Origin of the sequence: Crocosphaera sp. Alani8 (assembly GCF_038442745.1) — a bacterium.
Lineage (GTDB): Bacteria > Cyanobacteriota > Cyanobacteriia > Cyanobacteriales > Microcystaceae > Crocosphaera.
On record NZ_JARVCN010000435.1, the window covers coordinates 1 to 2366 of the forward strand.

General features: G+C 34.9%; 4 protein-coding genes. All 4 read right to left on the bottom strand.

The annotated features are described in order from the left end of the window. Positions 1–25: 25 nt before the first annotated feature. Complete coding sequence (locus tag P9B04_RS21395; protein WP_342056993.1) at positions 26–472, bottom strand: Rad52/Rad22 family DNA repair protein; 447 nt, start codon at positions 470–472, stop codon at positions 26–28. Positions 473–477: 5 nt separating this feature from the next. Beyond that, a complete protein-coding gene (locus P9B04_RS21400) occupies positions 478–876 on the bottom strand; it encodes a hypothetical protein (protein WP_342056994.1) in 399 nt (132 codons plus the stop codon). 90 nt (positions 877–966) lie between these two features. Next, the gene (locus tag P9B04_RS21405) at positions 967–1434 is read right to left on the bottom strand and encodes a hypothetical protein (protein ID WP_342056995.1); all 468 of its coding nucleotides are present in this window, start codon (positions 1432–1434) and stop codon (positions 967–969) included. Positions 1435–1584: 150 nt separating this feature from the next. After that, on the bottom strand, positions 1585–2067 hold the full coding sequence (locus P9B04_RS25245; protein WP_446718028.1) for a four helix bundle protein: 483 nt from the start codon (positions 2065–2067) through the stop codon (positions 1585–1587). Positions 2068–2366 lie beyond the last annotated feature (299 nt).

Genomic DNA, 2366 nt, shown 5'->3' on the forward strand with positions numbered 1-2366 from the left:
TTGGGAAGCCCACGCTATACTGCTCTTAGCAGTTAGCGTGGGAGGATGTCACGTGTTCGATTACTTTGCGAGAAGTTTCAGAATAATTCCCATTTAACTTACTTTTCTTCCTCCACAAATCTCTTCCTAAACCAAACTTAGAACAGCATCGTCTTAAGGCCATAGCTTCAGCATTGCTAGAAGGGTCGCCATAAGATGAACAGTCAACATCTTCGGTTCCTGTTGCCATTCTGGTTAATGATTTATCATCACCATAAATAGTAAGAACTCCCGTTAAAGTTAATCGGTTACTAATTTGGGTAACGTCTTTAACCGACCATTCCCACCCATCAATTCCACAATGCTCATCTAATAGGTCACAAAGGTCATACCAGGAGATATATTCAATTTTTGTTCCCTTTAATGTTTTCTCACTTATTGAATCTTTAGGAATTGGTTGTGCTAGATTTCTTAAAATATCAATTAATTTCATGCTTTTTAAATGGTAAATTGGTTAACTAATAACTTCATTTGCTTAAAAGAATATCCTGAAACTTTCATTTCAAAAGGATAATTAGGGACTCTTTTAGTCTTTCTTATTTGGTGTCGAGGTGCAGGGATTTCTTTGATAATTTCTTCTAATTCTTCTTTGGAATTGCCCCCGATATAAGTGATGAACTTCACTCTGATAGCTTTCCTATCCTCTTCCGCTTGGAGCATTTTTATTTTGTCTTGATGAGGTGCATCAAAGAAAACTACTATGCGATCGCTGTATTCAACTCTCATTAAATGGGATAAATCATCAAAGAGTTTAGGTTGATTTTGTCCTTGTGTGGCTTTTTTGATAATTTTGTTAACCTCTTTAATCTCCTTTTGAATTCTTTTTAAATGGCTCATTGTTAATGCCGGTTCTTAATTATTTTGCTGATAGGTGAGCATTACCCACCCTAAAAACTCCTATTGTCTATGATTTCAACCCTCGATTCTTCAGTCCCAATCCATAACAAATCCCTTACCTCCTTCCAACCATTTGACAATAGTTTTGCCCCAATCTACCCCGTCGGTAGCTTGTGCAAACAATTCCCGTAAATAAATTTCAACTTCTACATCTATGAAATCAAGAATAAGCGAAACATATTTAGTTGCCGCATATCCTTCTATTGTCATTGCCTCTCGCCACATTTTTTCTGCTTCTTGTAGTGGTGGGTTGCCGTAAATTAATAATATTGGTTGGGATTGAAAAGGCCAATTGTAATACTTCCAACATTGATTTTTCCAGTAATCAAATTCTGTCCAATGACAGGGGAAATAAACACTACATGGAGTTTGTAGAACAGTTACACTTGGTTGATGCAGTAACTCCTCGTTAGTCGTAAGTATTTCACATTCATCTGCCCATGAAACCGATTCTAAGAAAGTTTTGATAATGCTTAATTCTTGTTGATTATTTTTCATGATTTACCTTTAAATTTGTTTACAGAAAGGATTTAATTAAGCAGTTTTAAGACGTGCTTAGGTCGGGTGTTGATCAGAAAGGTATTGGGTCTAACGCATCAAGTTCTTGCTTTTAATCAGTCACCAGTCACGCAGTCACCAGTCACCAATCTACTTTTTTATTCTGTTAGTAGACTTCAAAATAGCGTAGAGAATTTTAGCTATTTCTTCAGCATCTTGATAGATACTGTTAACAGTCACCAATGAACAGTCACCAGTCACCAGTGATAAATATTTCACAGTTATCCAAGAAAAATTAAAGTTTGATAATCTTTCTATTAAAACTAGAAATGAGAATGAAAAAAAGTTAACTGGTGACTGAGCGAAGCGTGTGACTGGTGACTGTTTTAGAAGGGATAGCCAGTATTTTGTTTCTTGGCATTCCTTATAAGAAATAGATACCTTAGCACTAAAATCAGCTTCAGAAATAGAACTGTTAGCTTCAGCTAGATTAGCTCCAATTGATGTTCCTGAACGAAGAAGTTGTTTGCTTAAAATATACTCTTTATATTCTTCGTTTAAGTATTTATATGCCTTAATGATTCTGATAGCAAACTGGTATGCTTTATCATAAGCGACACTATTTTTACTCATGTTTTTATCCAAAATTGGTGACTGGTGACTGGTGACTGCGTGACTGTTTTTAGAATTAGAAAGTGTTAGAATCATTACTACTATTTTAGCTTAAACTAATAGCAATTACTTGGATTTTAGCTTTTATTTTTAGGTTTTAACTCCATGTTTTTCTGAGTGTAATTGACTTATGCTCTCGGGTACTGTAGAGTTAGATTAATGATTGCCGTAATCATTAGTAATGCTAGGAAATTTAGGTCGTTATGAAGGGGAAATTAATCCCCTTTTTTGTTTCCTAAATGAATAATTAGTAGTAAATA